Origin of the sequence: Streptomyces flavofungini (assembly GCF_030388665.1) — a bacterium.
GTDB lineage: Bacteria > Actinomycetota > Actinomycetes > Streptomycetales > Streptomycetaceae > Streptomyces > Streptomyces flavofungini_A.
Window position 1 is genome coordinate 8,500,884 of the sequence record NZ_CP128846.1, and the last position, 13,695, is coordinate 8,514,578.

10 protein-coding genes and 3 pseudogenes are annotated in these 13,695 nt (G+C 73.1%); 8 read left to right on the forward strand and 5 right to left on the reverse strand.

Annotated elements, in window-relative coordinates:
- Positions 1-229 precede the first annotated feature (229 nt).
- Positions 230-1,774 (forward strand): acyl-CoA synthetase, encoded by a 1,545-nt coding sequence (locus tag QUY26_RS36870; protein ID WP_289954493.1) that lies wholly within the window; start codon positions 230-232, stop codon positions 1,772-1,774.
- A gap of 305 nt (positions 1,775-2,079) precedes the next feature.
- Here QUY26_RS36870 and QUY26_RS36875 read toward each other — a convergent pair whose 3' ends face one another.
- Positions 2,080-3,120 carry a LysR family transcriptional regulator gene (locus QUY26_RS36875; protein WP_289954495.1) on the reverse strand — a complete coding sequence of 347 codons (1,041 nt, stop codon included), beginning with the start codon at positions 3,118-3,120 and terminating at the stop codon, positions 2,080-2,082.
- A gap of 112 nt (positions 3,121-3,232) precedes the next feature.
- On the opposite strand from QUY26_RS36875, the pseudogene QUY26_RS36880 reads away from it, so the two are divergent.
- The 5 genes and pseudogenes from QUY26_RS36880 to QUY26_RS36900 all read left to right on the forward strand — a co-directional run.
- A pseudogene (locus tag QUY26_RS36880) lies at positions 3,233-4,144 on the forward strand (zinc-binding dehydrogenase); the annotation flags it as partial.
- A 227-nt stretch (positions 4,145-4,371) separates the two neighbouring features.
- A complete protein-coding gene (locus QUY26_RS36885) occupies positions 4,372-5,361 on the forward strand; it encodes an alpha/beta hydrolase family protein (protein WP_289954497.1) in 990 nt (329 codons plus the stop codon).
- 79 nt (positions 5,362-5,440) lie between these two features.
- Positions 5,441-6,187: a glucose 1-dehydrogenase gene (locus tag QUY26_RS36890; protein ID WP_289954499.1), complete on the forward strand. Its 747-nt coding sequence runs from the start codon at positions 5,441-5,443 to the stop codon at positions 6,185-6,187.
- Positions 6,188-6,279: 92 nt separating this feature from the next.
- A pseudogene (gene arr, locus QUY26_RS36895) lies at positions 6,280-6,685 on the forward strand (NAD(+)--rifampin ADP-ribosyltransferase); the annotation flags it as partial.
- A 128-nt stretch (positions 6,686-6,813) separates the two neighbouring features.
- Positions 6,814-7,281, forward strand: a complete 468-nt coding sequence (locus QUY26_RS36900) for a PH domain-containing protein (RefSeq protein WP_289954502.1) — start codon at positions 6,814-6,816, stop codon at positions 7,279-7,281.
- A 30-nt stretch (positions 7,282-7,311) separates the two neighbouring features.
- On the opposite strand, the pseudogene QUY26_RS36905 reads toward QUY26_RS36900, so the two are convergent.
- The 3 genes and pseudogenes from QUY26_RS36905 to QUY26_RS36915 form a co-directional block, all read right to left on the reverse strand.
- Positions 7,312-7,647: pseudogene (locus tag QUY26_RS36905) on the reverse strand (SDR family NAD(P)-dependent oxidoreductase); the annotation flags it as partial.
- Positions 7,631-8,926, reverse strand: a complete 1,296-nt coding sequence (gene paaK / locus QUY26_RS36910) for a phenylacetate--CoA ligase PaaK (protein ID WP_289954504.1) — start codon at positions 8,924-8,926, stop codon at positions 7,631-7,633. The pseudogene QUY26_RS36905 and the gene paaK, both read right to left, overlap by 17 nt.
- Before the next feature lie 251 nt (positions 8,927-9,177).
- Complete coding sequence (locus QUY26_RS36915) at positions 9,178-10,227, reverse strand: glycoside hydrolase family 5 protein (RefSeq protein WP_289954506.1); 1,050 nt, start codon at positions 10,225-10,227, stop codon at positions 9,178-9,180.
- A 219-nt stretch (positions 10,228-10,446) separates the two neighbouring features.
- Between QUY26_RS36915 and QUY26_RS36920 the strand changes: the two genes are divergently transcribed.
- Positions 10,447-11,058 carry a chorismate mutase gene (locus QUY26_RS36920; RefSeq protein ID WP_289954508.1) on the forward strand — a complete coding sequence of 204 codons (612 nt, stop codon included), beginning with the start codon at positions 10,447-10,449 and terminating at the stop codon, positions 11,056-11,058.
- Positions 11,059-11,102: 44 nt separating this feature from the next.
- Here QUY26_RS36920 and QUY26_RS36925 read toward each other — a convergent pair whose 3' ends face one another.
- Positions 11,103-12,716, reverse strand: coding sequence for an acyl-CoA synthetase (locus QUY26_RS36925; protein ID WP_289954511.1), 1,614 nt, complete (start codon positions 12,714-12,716; stop codon positions 11,103-11,105).
- Positions 12,717-12,881: 165 nt separating this feature from the next.
- Here QUY26_RS36925 and QUY26_RS36930 point away from each other — a divergent pair, with 165 nt between their 5' ends.
- The gene (locus QUY26_RS36930) at positions 12,882-13,682 is read left to right on the forward strand and encodes a crotonase/enoyl-CoA hydratase family protein (protein ID WP_289954514.1); all 801 of its coding nucleotides are present in this window, start codon (positions 12,882-12,884) and stop codon (positions 13,680-13,682) included.
- Positions 13,683-13,695 lie beyond the last annotated feature (13 nt).

Below are 13,695 nucleotides of genomic sequence, written 5' to 3' on the forward strand. Positions count from 1 at the left end.
GAGCCTCCCAACTGGTGTGAGAGCAGTGGCCATTGGAGCGTACCAACCGGTATGTATCTTGTCCGGAGCGCCTGACGTGGGGCGATGGCGCCTGGGGGCGTGGGGCGCCAGTGCCGGAGGGCGTGGGGTGGCGACGCCGCAGGGCATGGGGCGACATCGCCCGGCAGGGTCGACGCGGGCGGCGCGGGGGCCTTGACCGCCGTGCGGGACCGCCCGCAGGATCACGCCCATGACGGGTGAACACGGCAGGGCGACAGCGGGCGACGAGGCGGCCACCGCGGCGGCGCGCGGCAGCACGGTCGACGGCGTCCTCAGGCGCAGCGCCCGCCGGACACCGGCCCGCACCGCGCTGCGCTACGGCGACCGCGCCTGGACGTACGCCGAACTCGACGACGCCGTCTCGCGCGCGGCCGGAGTCCTGCGCGCGACCGGCCTCGACCGGGGCGACCGGGTCGGCGCCTACGCCCACAACTCGGACGCCTACCTCATCGGCTTCCTGGCCTGCGCCCGCGCGGGCCTCGTCCACGTCCCGGTCAACCAGAACCTCACCGGCGACGACCTCGCGTACATCGTCCGGCAGTCCGGCAGCACCCTCGTCCTCGCGGACCCCGACCTCGCGGGCCGCCTCCCCGACGGCGTGGCCGTCCTGCCGCTCAGGGACGCCGACGACGCACTCCTCGCGCGGCTCGTGACCACGACCCCCTACGACGGACCCGCGCCGGACGCCGAGGACCTCGCGCAACTCCTGTACACCTCGGGCACCACGGCCGCTCCCAAGGGAGCGATGCTCACCCACCGGGCCCTCGTCCACGAGTACATGAGCGCCGTGCACGCCCTGGACTTCAAGGAGTCCGACCGGCCGCTGCACTCCCTGCCGCTCTACCACTCGGCCCAGATGCATGTGTTCCTGCTGCCGTACCTGGCGGTCGGCGCCGAGAACACGATCCTCGACGCGCCCGAAGCCGTACGGATCTTCGACCTGGTGGCGGCGGGCCGCGCCGACAGCCTGTTCGCGCCGCCGACCGTGTGGATCGGCCTGTCGCAGCACCCCGAGTTCGCGACCCGCGACCTGAGCGCCCTGCGCAAGGCCTACTACGGTGCGTCGATCATGCCGGTCCCGGTCCTGGAGCGGCTGCGCGCACGCCTGCCGGGGCTCGCCTTCTACAACTGCTTCGGCCAGAGCGAGATCGGCCCGCTCGCCACCGTCCTCGGCCCGGACGAGCACGAGGGCCGCCTGGACTCCTGCGGGCGGCCCGTCCTGTTCGTCGAGGCGAGGGTCGTCGACGAGGCGGGCAAGGAGGTGCCGGACGGCACCCGGGGCGAAGTGGTCTACCGCTCACCGCAGTTGTGCGAGGGCTACTGGGACAAGCCGGAGGAGACCGCCGAGGCCTTCCGTGACGGCTGGTTCCACTCCGGCGATCTTGCGGTGCGTGACGCGGAGGGCTTCTTCACGGTCGTCGACCGGGTCAAGGACGTCATCAACTCCGGCGGCGTCCTCGTCGCCTCGCGCCAGGTCGAGGACGCGCTCTACACCCACCCCGCCGTCGCCGAGACCGCCGTCGTCGGCCTGCCCGACGAGCACTGGATCGAGGCCGTCACCGCCGTCGTCGTCCGCGGCGGCGAGGTCACCGAGGCCGAACTCATCGCCCACGCCCGCGAACGCCTCGCGCACTTCAAGGCCCCCAAGCGGGTGGTGTTCGTGGACACGCTGCCGCGCAACGCCAGCGGGAAGATCCTCAAGAGGGAGCTACGGGACCGGTTGGGCTCGGGCTGACCGGGGGGCGAGGGCGCGGCGGATGCCACGCACACCGCGGCGCGGACCCAGCGGATCGCCCTGACCCCGCACCCCAAGATCCGCACCCGGCACGGGGCGTTGACGACCGCGTACGTCGAGGGGGAGGCGGAGGACGGCGAGCGGTGAGGGCGTGCGGGGCGACCGCGGGCTCTCGGGGCGTCGGCGCTCGGCTCGGCCCTTGTGTCAGCGGGACGTCGGCCTGCGGTGCGGTCCTCGTGTCAGCGAGATGTCGTCGCGGGGTGCGGCCCTGTCAACGGGAGGCCTCGCCTCACGGTGCGGTCCTGTCAGCGAGGCCTCGTCGCTGTCCGCGCGTCGGGAACGTGGGCGGGCTGTTCCGGCAGCCAGTCGCGGGCTGGGTCGTACTCTAGCCACCGGCTCGGCCCCGCCTCCCCGGCGCACGTGGCGGCGAGGGCGTCGAGGCCGGGGTGGGTGTTCGCTGTGCGCCACAGGAGCGACCAGGCGTACAGGGGGGTGGGGTCGACCAGGGGGACGGAGCGCAGGCCGGGGACGTCCGGCAGCGGTACGTCGGCGGGGAGCAGGGAGAAGCGGCGCGGGTGTGCCGCGACCTCGGCGAGGAAGTGGGCGAGGCCCAGGTTGACGCCGACGGCCCGTTCGCGGACGTCGAAGCGGTCGGCGAACTGGCGCAGGAAGTCGAGCCGGTCCAGGGCGCCGGGTGCCCACAGGACGCTGTCGCGCAGTTGCGCGGGCCGGAGCGCCGGCTCGGACGCCAGCGGATGGTCCGCGCTCAGGACGGCGTCGACGGGTTCGAGGCGGACCAGGCGGTGCGTCAGCTCAGCGGGCAGCGGCGGGTGGACCCGGCCGAAGGCCGCGTCGATGTCGCCGTGCAGCAGTGCCGTCATCACGGTCGGCAGATCGCGCCCGTGCCCGAGTTCGAGCTCGTGGGTCCGGCCGGCGACGTGGGGGACCCGACTGGCCCCGTCCCCGGCCTGACCGGCCGCTTCCAGGGTCCGCCCGGCCACCTCCCGGATCCTGTCGGCGACGCGCGCCAGCGTCCGCATCGGCGCGTAGAGATGGCCCCACACGTCGACGCGCAGCGGGCTGTCGTTCCGCGTCATCGACGCCACCGCGTCATCGGCGGCGGCCAGGGCCCGCCGCGCCGGTTCGAGGAAGCCGCGCCCCGCCTCGGTGAGGGCCACGCCGTGGCCGAGGCGCGCGAAGAGCGTCGCGCCGAGCAGCGACTCCAGGCGCCCGATCCGCTTGGACAGGGCCTGTTGCGTGATCGCCAGCTTCCCCGCGGCCCGCCCGAAGTGCAGTTCCTGCGCGGCGTACACGAAGGCGCGCACCTGCGCCATGTCCAGATCCACGCCCCTCACTCTAGGCGACACGCGCCCCTCACCAGAGGCGACAACTGATGGTTGTCGGGTTTTGCGGTCCGTTGTTGGATCACCGGGCGGCGGCCGGGATTGCATCGGCCGCATGCGAAGACTGATTCCCACGGGGGAAGCGGCACGGCCGGTGGAGTTCACCGACGTCCCCCAGCCCGTTCCGCAGGCCCATGAGGCGCTGATCAAGGTGGAGGCGTTCGCGCCGAACAGGGGCGAGACGTTCCTCCTCGAACGCCCCGCCCCCGGGCTGCTGCCCGGCAAGGACATCGCGGGGCTCGTCGTGCAGGCCGCAGCGGACGGCTCGGGCCCCGGCGTCGGCACCCGCGTGGCCGGGCATCCGGCACAGGGCGGCTGGGCCGAGTACGCGGTCGTCCCCACCCACTCCCTCGCTGTGCTCCCGGACGGCCTCGACAGTGTCCGGGCGGCGGCCCTGCCCCTGGCGGGCGTCACCGCCCTGCGCCTGCTGCGCGCGGCGGGCTCCCTGACCGGTCGGCGGGTGCTGCTGACCGGGGCCTCGGGCGGTGTCGGCCACTACGTCACCGAGCTCGCCGCCGCGGCCGGGGCCGACCTCACCGTGGTGACGGCCACCCCGGAGCGCGGGCGGCGGCTCGCCGAGCTGGGCGCGGCCGCAGTGGTGCACGAGGTCGCGGCGGCCCAGGGGCCGTTCGACGTGGTCCTCGAATCCACGGGCGGCCCGCAGCTTCCGGCCGCCTTGGCGAAGGCGCGCCCGGGCGGCCTGCTCGTCTGGTTCGGGCAGGCGAGCCGCACCCCGGTCACCCTCGACTTCTTCGACCTGCTCGGCGGACCGGCGGGCGTCACGATCCAGCACTTCCACTACGCGGGCGCCCCCTACGGCCCCGACCTCGCCACGCTGGTGCGCCTCGTGGAACGGGAGCGGCTGCACCCCGAGATCGGCCGGGTCGCCGACTGGGGCGAGACCGCAGGGACTCTGGTCGCTCTGCGGGAGCGGCGCATCCGCGGCAAGGCCGTGCTCACGACGGGGGCGGAGCGAGCGACGCGGGCTGAGCGAACGGCTGGGGAGGCTCGGACGAGCGGGGCCGTGCCGACGGCCGGAGCCGTGCCGACGACGGGGGGCGCCCGAAGGACGGGGGGCGCCCGAACGACGGGGGTCACCCGGACGACAGGAGGCGATCGAACGGCGGAGCCTGCCCGAACGGCGGAGCCGGCCCGAACGACGACAGCGGTCACGCGAACGACAGGAGAGACCCGATGAGCGCCGCCGAGTTCGCCGCCGCCCAGTGGAGCCGCGCCACCGGCGCGGGCCTCGACCCGCACGCGTACCAGCGCGTCACCGCGGGCCTGGAGTCCGTCGCCGACTGGGGCCCGGCCTTCGAGCGCACCGGACGCGAGCACCTCCGGCGCGCGCGGGCCGCGGAATCCTGGCTGTCGGCGGGCGAGGAACTGCTGAGGGCGGCGCGCTGGTTCCACGTCGCCACGCTGGCACCGTTCGCCGGGGCGGACCGTTCGGCGGCCGCGGCGGACGACGCGCTCGGCCGGGCGCTCGCCCTCCTCGAGCCCGGCGCCCGGCGCGTGCGCGGCCCGGAGTTCACCGGCTGGCTGCGCGGCCCGGCGGACGCGGCGGGAACCGTGGTCGTCGTCCCCGGCCTGGACTCGGCCAAGGAGGAGTTCCTCGACCTCGCGTCCGCGCTCCTGGACCGCGGGCTCGCGGTGTTCGCGATGGACGGCCCCGGGCAGGGCGCGCTCGCCGCCACGACGGCCGTGCGTGCGGACTACCACCGGGTCGTCGGCCGCGTCATCGACGCCCTCGGCGTGCCGCGCGTCGCCGTCGTCGGCCTCAGCCTCGGCGGCTACTACGCGGCCGAGTCCGCGGCACGGGAGCCGCGCGTGGCCGCCGCCGCGACCGTCAGCGGCCCCTTCCGGCTCGACTGGGACGAACTCCCCGAGCCCGTGCGGGACGTCCTGACCCGGCGCGCCGGATCGGCCGCAGCGGCCCGCGCGTTCGCGGACCAGGTGGACCTCGCCGCCCTCGCGCCGCACATCACGGTCCCCCTCCTGACCGTGGACGGCGGCCAGGACGTCATCCCCGGCGTGACGAACGGGGAACCCCTGGCCCGCCTCGCCCCGCACGGCACCCACCTGTCCGTGCCGCACGGCGACCATCTCCTCGGCAACGCGCGCCCCGACTGGCTGTCCCAGGTCGCGGACTGGATCACCCGAGCCCTGACGTCCACGCGCTGACATCCGGGCCCCGAGCCCTGACATCCGGGCCCCGACACCCGAGAGCCCGCCACCAAGCCCTGACAGGAGCACCGCCGTCATGAACCGCTTCACCGGAAAGACCGCCCTCATCACCGGAGGCACCAGCGGCATGGGTCTCGCGACCGCGCGCCGTCTCGTCTCCGAGGGCGCCCACGTCGTCGTCACCGGCCGCACCCGCGCCCGGGTGGAGGCGGCCGTGGAGGAACTGGGCCCGAACGCGTCGGGCGCCGTGGCCGACGCCGCCGAACCCGACGCGGCGGACACGCTGATGGACACGGTCCGGGACCGGCACGGCCGCCTCGACTGCCTGTTCGCGAACGCGGGCACCGGCACCTTCCTGCCGTTCGAGGACATCACCGAGGCGGACTTCGACCACGCCGTCGACGTGAACCTCAAGGGGGTGTTCTTCACCGTGCAGAAGGTGCTGCCGCTGCTCGTGGACGGCGGCTCGATCGTCATCAACGCGTCCTGGACCCTGCACCGGGGCAACAGTGTCCTCACCCTGTACTCGGCGACGAAGGCCGCCGCGCACAACCTGGCCCGGACCCTCGCCGCCGCACTCGCCCCACGCGGCATCCGCGTCAACTCCGTCAGCCCCGGATACATCGACACGCCCATGTACCCCGCCGCCTCGCTGAGCGACGCGGAGGCGGCGGTGGTGACGGGCCGCATCGTCAGCGGCCGCTTCGGCCGCCCCGACGAGGTCGCGGCGGCCGTCGCGTTCCTCGCCTCGTCCGACGCGTCCTACGTCAACGGCCAGGACCTGATCATCGACGGGGGGCTGGTCGGGGCGGTACCCGCCTGACGGGGCACCGGTCTGACGGCGGCACGGGCCTGACGGCGGCACCGGCCCCGACGGCGCTACCGTGGCCGGGACCGCCGCCCCGGAAGGAGCCCATGGTGGACGCACCGATCCGCTGGGGCAGCAAGGACCCCGGACCCTTCTTCCACGGCACCAAGGCCGACGTCGCCGCCGGGGCCCTGCTGGGCCCTGGCCGCGGCTCCAACTACGGCAAGGGCGACAGGGCGAACTTCGTGTACCCGACCGCCACGCTGGACGCCGCCGTCCGGGGAGCCGAGCCGGCCGCCGGTGCGGAGCGCGAGCGGATCTACCTCGTCGAGCCCACCGGCCCCTTCGAGGACGACCCCCGACCTCACGGACAAGAGGTTCCCCGGAAACCCGACCCGCTCGCACCGCACCCGTGAGCCCCTGCGTGCCGTCGCAGAGGTCAGCGGCTGGCAGGGGCACCCGCCCGAGACCCTTCAGCACATGCGCGCCCACCTCGCGTCAGTACATGCGCGCCCACATCGCGGCGCTCAAGGTCCAAGGCGTCGAGGCGATCAACGACTGACGGCGCGGCCGACGGCTGCGGACCGGCATTCACTGACCGAGCGGCCAGAGGGCAGGGAGCGGCGAATTACTATGAACCGGTGGAAACAGTTCGAATAGCGCTTTCTCGACGCCGTCGCCGCTCCCTGCACCTCGGCCTCGCGGTGCTCACGCTCACGCTGGGACTCATCGCGCTGTTCGTGCTCCCCGGCGCCTACGCGCACTCGACGAGCAGCGGCCGGACCGCCACGACCGTGCTCGCCGGGATCTGGCTGCCGACCGCCTTCTACGTGATGAACCGCGCGAACGGCACGACCACGCTCACCCCCGCGGGGATGCGCATCAGGACGGTCGTCAGCCGACGGCTGATCCCGTGGCACACGGTCACCCGTGTCGAGGCGCAGCGACGTACCGGCCGCGGCGGCGTCGCCTGGTACGTCGCCCGCGCCCACCTGGTCCACGGCCGCCCCGTCGTCCTGCCCGGCGCCCTGGCCGATGGCCGTCAGGACGAGGAGTTCCGGGCCGCCGTGGAGGCGGTCGAGCGGTACTGGGAACGCGCCCGGCCCTAGGGCCCGCCCGGTGCGGGGCTACGGGTCGCCGCCGGGGGAGACGAGGCTGACGCGGATGTCGCCGCCGGACTCCTGACGCAGCCACGCGGAGAGGGCCCGGACGGCGTACTTGGTGGCGCAGTACACGGCCGCGGTCGGCGACACCGCGTACGCGCCGATCGAGGCGATGTTCACGAAGTGGCCGCCTCCCCGCGTCCGCATGACGGGCAGCGCGGCGAGGCGGTCGGTGCGGCGGGCGCCGAGGTGGACGGTGTGCCCGGCGGCGGCCGGGCGGCGGGCGGTCGCCTCGCCGACGGCCCCCGCCCGGCCGCGCTCACTTCCCTCGCCGGCAGCCCCCGCCGGGCCGCACTCACTTCCCGCGCAGATCCACGATCCGCTTGAACTTCCCCACCGACCGCTCGATCGTCTCGGGGTCCACGACCTCGACGGCGACCGTGACACCGATGCCGTCCTTGACCGCCGCCGAGATCTCCCGCGCCGCCGTGGCCCGCCGCCCGGGCGGGGTGTCCGCGCGGGCCTCCACACACACCGTGAGGGCGTCCATGCGTCCCTCCTTCGTCAGCCGGAGCTGGAAGTGCGGGGCGAGCCCCGGGGTGCGCAGGACGATCTCCTCGATCTGGGTGGGGAAGAGGTTCACGCCGCGCAGGATCACCATGTCGTCGCTGCGCCCGGTGACCTTCTCCATGCGCCGGAACACCCGGGCGGTGCCGGGCAGGAGCCGGGTCAGGTCCCGGGTGCGGTACCGGATGACGGGCAGGGCCTCCTTGGTGAGGGAGGTGAAGACCAGCTCGCCGTGCTCCCCGTCCGGCAGCACCTCGCCGGTGATCGGGTCGACGACCTCCGGGTAGAAGTGGTCCTCCCAGATGTGCAGGCCGTCCTTGGTCTCCACGCACTCCTGGGCGACCCCGGGACCGATCACCTCCGAGAGCCCGTATATGTCGACGGCGTCGATCGCGAACCGCTCCTCGATCTCGCGCCGCATCTCCTCCGTCCACGGCTCCGCGCCGAAGATGCCGACCTGGAGCGAGGTGGTGCGCGGGTCGATGCCCTGGCGCTCGAACTCCTCCAGGAGGGTGAGCATGTACGACGGCGTCACCATGATGATCTCGGGCCGGAAGTCGAGGATGAGCTGCACCTGGCGCGCGGTCATGCCGCCGGAGGCGGGGATCACCGTGCAGCCGAGCCGCTCCGCGCCGTAGTGCGCGCCGAGCCCGCCCGTGAAGAGGCCGTACCCGTACGCCACGTGCACCTTCTGCCCGGGGCGCCCGCCCGCGGCCCGGATGGACCGCGCCACCACGTCGGCCCACATGCTCAGGTCCTGCTCGGTGTAGCCGACGACGGTGGGCCGCCCGGTGGTGCCGCTGGACGCGTGCAGCCGCCGCAGCTCGGACTGCTCCACGGCGAGCATCCCGAAGGGGTAGTTCGCCCGCAGGTCCGCCTTCGTGGTGAACGGGAACCGGGCGAGGTCGGCGAGCGTGTGGCAGTCGTCGGGGCCGAGCCCCGCCGCGTCGAACGCCGCCCGGTAGAAGGGCACGTTCTCGTAGGCGTGCAGCAGTGTGTCCTGGAGCCGGTCCAGCTGCAGTGCCTCCAGCTCCGCGCGGCCGAGCCGCTCCCCCGCGTCCAGCAGTGCCGGTGTGCGCGCCATCTGGAGTACCCCCGTCCCACGCCGGGCGACCGGCCCTTGGCCGATCTTGTGTCGGGGTCAGTTATTCAAGGTTTCATGGCTTCTGGCAAGGGTTTCGTACGAGGTGGCCCGGGCGGTGTCGCGGCGGGCGGGTGGCTCCCGGGACAGGGGTGGCGTTCCGGTTCTCGCGGGCACGGAGCGGGGGCGATCCGGGCGGGTGGTGCCGGGGACCGGCGCGGTCGGCGGACGCTGCGCGCCGGTCCCCACCGTGCTCAGAAGTCGTCCGCGGTGCGCATCCGCTCGCGGATCCAGACGCCGGCCTGCTTCAGCGGCGCCGTGCCGGTCCAGGGGCCGCCCTTGTCGCAGGTGCCGGTCTTGAAGACGGCGCCGGAGCGGTCGTCGTCGGAGAAGTTCCAGTTGACCCAGCTGATCTTCTTCGAGGCCATCAGGTCCAGGTACTTCTGCGACATGGCGAAGTCGTTGGCCTCCTCGCCCGCGTAGTTCTGGGTGCCGAACTCCGTGACGAAGACGGGGAGCTTGGCCGAGGCCCGGGAGAGGGTGGCCAGGTACTCGTCGCGGTGCGAGGCGGCGTAGAAGTGGAAGGTGTACATGATGTTGGTGGCGTTCACCGGGTTGTTGACCACCTCGGACTCAGTTGCGCCCTCCGAGACGCCGAACGACGACCAGGCGCGGGTGCCCACGAGCACCGGGGCGTTGGAGTCGATGTTCCTGATCACCGGGATGATCTGCTCGGCGTAGGACTTGATGCGCGACCAGCTCACACCGCTGGGCTCGTTGGCGATCTCGTACAGGACGTTGCTCTTGCCCTGATGCCGCTTGGCGATCTCGGTGAAGAAGGTCTTGGCCCGGGACAGGTTCGCGTGCGGGTCGCCGGGGCGGAGCATGTGCCAGTCCACGATCACGTACATGCCGCGCGCGGTGGCCTGCTCGATGAGGGAATGCGCGAGGTCGGTGTACTTCTTGGGGTTGGTCTCGTACCCGCCTTCCTGTACGTACGTGGAGACGCGCAGGACATCGGCCTTCCAGTCGCCCGCGAGCGCGTCGAGCGAGCCCTTGGTCAGACAGTGCGCGTACCACTGGGTGCCGTGGCTGCTCATGCCGCGCAGCTGGACGGCCTTGCCGTTCTGGTTGCAGAGCTTGGTGCCGCACACGGTGAGCTGGCCGTTCGCGGCGACCGGGGTCGGCGCGGCGGCGCGCGGGGCGGCGGGGCCCGACCCGGTCGCCGCGGCCGGTGGGGCGGCGGAGGCGAGGCCGGCGACGAGAGCTGCGGCGAGAGCGGTGGCCAGACGAGCTGGTCTCATGGGGGACTCCAAGCCATAGAAGGTTAGGAACCTTTCCTAACCAAGGAATAGCAAAGAGCCGATGCGCCTCACAAGGTGCATGACAAGGGATCCTTCAGTGGGTTGATCGGCGGGACAACCCGCTGAACCGGAACGGCGGCCGTACGATGGCCGCGTCCCGGAAGGCGCCGTCTTCGGTGCCCGACCGCCCAACGGCAGCCGTCAGCAAGGGGAGTTCTCGTGCGCGTCGCCTCATCCGTCGGACGTCTGCTCGCTGCCGGAGGCGTCACCGCGGCGCTGCTCGTGGGCGGGGGCACGGCAGCCGCCGCCCCCGCCGCGCCGGACGTGCGGACGCCCGCGTCCGCCGGTCCGTACGCGCAACTGCGCCCGCTCTCCGCCCTCTCCGCCCGGCGCCTCGCCACTGCCGACCTCGTCGCCGCGGCCAAGTACGGTACGGGCAGCCCCATCGACGACCCCGCGCGCGAGCGGCAGGTCCTGGACGCCGTGGCGCGGCAGGCGGAGCAGGTCGGCGCGGACCCCGAGGCGACCGTGCGGATCTTTCGGGACCAGATCGAGGCCAACAAGGTCGTGCAGCGCGCCCTGCACCGGCGGTGGGACGCCGATCCCGCGTCGGCCCCGACCGAGCGGCCCGACCTGACGAAGGTGCGCGAGGAGATCGACCGCGTCAACGGCGAACTGGTCCACGCCATCGCCGCGTCCGGGCACGCCCGCACCGCCCCGTACTGCCGCGGCCTGCTCGCCGCGGCCACCGCCCACGTGCGGCACGAGCGACGCCTCGACGCACTGCACGCGGTGGCGCTCGCACGGGCTTCGTGGTCGGTGTGCGGCTGAGGGGCCGGGGCGCGCGGGGGCCGGGCGTCGGGCGGACCGCGGGGTCAGGCCCCGGCTGCCACCGTCCGCGCCCAGCGGTAGTCCGCCTTCCCGCTCGGTGAGCGCTGGATGCGGTCGGTGAAGACCACCGCCCGCGGGATCTTGTATCCGGCGAGGTGCGTGCGGCAGTGGGCCTGGAGGGCGGAAAGGTCCAAGGTCCCGGCTCCGTCGCGGAGTTGGACGACCGCCGCGACCCGGTTGCCCCAGCGTTCGTCCGGCACTCCGGCGACCAGCGCGTCGTAGATGTCGGGGTGGGACTTGAGGGCCTGCTCGACCTCTTCCGGGTAGACCTTCTCGCCGCCCGTGTTGATGCACTGCGAGCCCCGGCCGAGCACGGTCACGACGCCGTCCGCGTCGACCGTCGCCATGTCGCCGAGCAGCACCCAGCGTTCGTCGCCGCGCTGGAAGAAGGTCTCCGCGGTCTTGCGGGCGTCGTTGTAGTAGCCGAGCGGTACGTGGCCGCGCTGGGCGATGCGCCCCGGTTCGCCGGGGGAGACGGGCGCGTATGTCGCCGGATCCACCACCTGGGTACGAGAGTTGACCCGCAGTCGGAAGCCCTTCTCGGGTCCTGAGTCATCCGTGGCGGTGCCGTTGAAGCCGGACTCGGACGAGCCGAAGTTGTTCAGGAGCATCACGTTCGGGGCGAGCGCGGCGAACTGGGCGCGGACCGTCTCCGACATGATCGCGCCGGACGAGGAGACGCTGAAGAGAGCGGAGAGGTCGGTGCCCCGCAGGGGGCCGTTCAGGGCGTCGATGAGGGGCCGCAGCATCGCGTCGCCCACCAGGGACACGCTGGTGACCTTCTCCTTCGCGATGGTGCGCAGGACCTCTTCGGGGACGAACTTGCGGTGGATGACCAGGCGTTGGCCGAAGTTGAAGCAGATGAAGGCGGTGAGTGTGGACGTGCCGTGCATCAGGGGCGGGGTGGGGAAGAAGGTGATGCCGTCGCCCCCGGCCGCCACCCGCTCCGCGACCTCCTGCGGGCTCGTCACCGGCTCGCCGGTGGGTGCGCCGCCGCCGAGCCCCGAGAAGAACAGGTCCTCCTGGCGCCACATCACACCCTTGGGCATGCCGGTGGTGCCACCGGTGTAGATGATGAACAGGTCGTCCGCCGAGCGCTCCGGGAACCCGCGCTCGGGGGACCCGGACGCCTCCGCCTGAGCGAAGGCTACCGCGTCCGGCCCCGGCGTGCCGGGCGGTGCCTCGCCCACCCGGATCAGATGCCGCAGCTTGTCCGCGCGCGGCAGCGCGGCGGCGACGCGCGGGCCGAACTCCGCGTCGAAGACCAGCGCGGCCAGATCCGCGTCCCGGTACAGGTACGCCAACTCCTCCTCGACGTAGCGGTAGTTGACGTTCACCGGCACGATCCGCGCCTTCAGGCAGGCCAGGACCGTCTGGAGGTACTCGACGCCGTTGTAGAGGTGCAGGCCCAGATGCTCGCCCGGCTTGATCCCCTGGTCCATCAGGTGGTGGGCGAGGCGGTTGGCGGCCGCGTCGAGACCGGCGTAGCTGAGCGCGCGTTCCGCGCCCGTGCCGGGGTGGTCGATGTAGAGGAGCGCCGCGCGGTCCGGCACCACGTCCACGACCGACTCGAACAGGTCGGCAAGGTTGTACTCCACCGCTCCTCCTGACCCCGGCGTCATCCGTGTGGCGGTCATCAGAGCAGAGGCCCGTACAAGTGTGAAGAGTCCGCGTAGAAGAAAACTGACTACCTGTCAGAAAACTCTTGAACTGGCTCCTCGCCTCCTGCAACCTGTTCCAGGTCTGATGACGGGAGGACGGCTATGGGTGGTACGGAACATCTCTCCGTGCGGCGCGAAGGCGCCACGCTGATACTCACGCTCAACCGGCCGGAGGCCAGGAACGCGCTCTCGCTGCCGATGCTGGTCGGCCTGTACGACGGGTGGGTGGCCGCCGACGAGGACGACGAGGTGCGCTCGGTCGTGCTCACCGGCGCGGGCGGAGCGTTCTGCGCGGGCATGGACCTGAAGGCGCTCGCGGGCGGGCAGATGGCGGGCGAGGAGTACCGGGACCGGCTCAAGACCGACCCCGACCTGCACTGGAAGGCGATGCTGCGCCACCACCGCCCCCGCAAGCCCGTGCTCGCCGCCGTCGAGGGCGCCTGTGTGGCCGGCGGCACCGAGATCCTCCAGGGCACCGACATCCGGGTCGCGGGGGAGTCCGCGACCTTCGGGCTGTTCGAGGTCAGGCGGGGCCTGTTCCCCATCGGCGGCTCCACCGTGCGCCTCCAGCGGCAGATCCCGCGCACCCACGCCCTGGAGATGCTGCTCACCGGCCGCCCCTACTCCGCCGCCGAGGCCGCCGCCGTCGGTCTGATCGGCCATGTCGTCCCCGACGGCACCGCCCTGGAGAAGGCCCTCGCCATCGCCGAGCGGATCAACGCCTGCGGGCCGCTGGCCGTCGAGGCCGTGAAGGCCTCGGTGTACGAGACCGCCGACATGACGGAGGCCGACGGCCTCGCCGCCGAACTGAAGCGCGGCTGGCCGGTGTTCGACACCGCCGACGCCAAGGAGGGCGCCCGCGCCTTCGCCGAGAAGCGCCCGCCCGCCTACCGCCGCGCCTGACCCGAGGAGCCAC

What these genes read in the sequence shown, in the direction of transcription:
- QUY26_RS36870 (WP_289954493.1), top strand. Translation starts at nt 230, where the DNA reads ATGACGGGTGAACACGGCAGGGCGACAGCGGGCGACGAGGCGGCCACC.
- QUY26_RS36885 (WP_289954497.1), top strand. Translation starts at nt 4,372, where the DNA reads ATGAGCGCCGCCGAGTTCGCCGCCGCCCAGTGGAGCCGCGCCACCGGC.
- QUY26_RS36890 (WP_289954499.1), top strand. Translation starts at nt 5,441, where the DNA reads ATGAACCGCTTCACCGGAAAGACCGCCCTCATCACCGGAGGCACCAGC.
- paaK (WP_289954504.1), bottom strand. Translation starts at nt 8,926, where the DNA reads ATGGCGCGCACACCGGCACTGCTGGACGCGGGGGAGCGGCTCGGCCGC.
- QUY26_RS36915 (WP_289954506.1), bottom strand. Translation starts at nt 10,227, where the DNA reads ATGAGACCAGCTCGTCTGGCCACCGCTCTCGCCGCAGCTCTCGTCGCC.
- QUY26_RS36930 (WP_289954514.1), top strand. Translation starts at nt 12,882, where the DNA reads ATGGGTGGTACGGAACATCTCTCCGTGCGGCGCGAAGGCGCCACGCTG.